The sequence below is a fragment of the Paraburkholderia sp. BR10141 genome (assembly GCF_056155635.1).
On record NZ_JBMIQH010000130.1, the window covers coordinates 1 to 751 of the forward strand.

A 751-nucleotide genomic window follows, 5' to 3' on the forward strand; every position below is an offset into this window, starting at 1 on the left:
TCCCGGGCGGGCAGTTCAAACTCCCCCACTTATGGGCGCGTAAATTCCCCCACCTCGTGAAGCAGGACGAGATCGTTATTTAGCTCTCTTTCGTTTTTCGCGCAAGGGTTTCGGCGGCCTCCTTGAGCCGGTAGCTACGACCATCGAATTCGAGCAGGTGGCAGTGGTGCATGAGGCGGTCGAGAATCGTGGAACTCATCGTGTTGTCGCCGAGATAGGAACCCCAGTCCTGGACGACGCGGTTCGAAGTCACAACGACGCTGCGATGAAGCTTGTAACGCTGATGGATCAGGGTCTGTAGCAGTGCGCCGGCCTCATCGGGGATAGTCCGCGAGAGGAACAGGTCGTCGAGCACGAGCAGATCGCAATCGAGGATGGCGCGCAGCCGCGCCTGTCGCAGCTCGGGCGCACTGAGCGCATAGCGGTTAAAGAAGTCGTCGGTTTCGAGATACTGCACCTTGTGCCCCTGCAGAATGGCCTGATACGCAACGGCCTTCGCAACATGAGACTTCCCAGTACCCGGTTTACCTATGATCAGCGCGTTCTTGCCTTCGGCGACGAACTTCAGTGCGTGCAGCTGGAAGCACGCCTGGCGAGGCAACTTTGGATTGAATGACCAGTCGAATTCCGTCAGGGTCAGCTTCTCTTCAAGGCCCGACTGCTGGTAGCGGCGCTCGATCAGGCGTGACTGCCGCCGGTCGAGTTCGTCCTGCAGGATCAGCGCAAAGGTCTCGAGGAACGGTTGCTGGGT

General features: G+C 59.0%; 1 protein-coding gene. It reads right to left on the reverse strand.

What is annotated here, in order from left to right:
* Window positions 1-79 precede the first annotated feature (79 nt).
* A partial coding sequence (gene istB / locus ACOJB8_RS41145) for an IS21-like element helper ATPase IstB (RefSeq protein WP_475017992.1) occupies window positions 80-751 on the reverse strand: 672 nt, incomplete at its 5' end.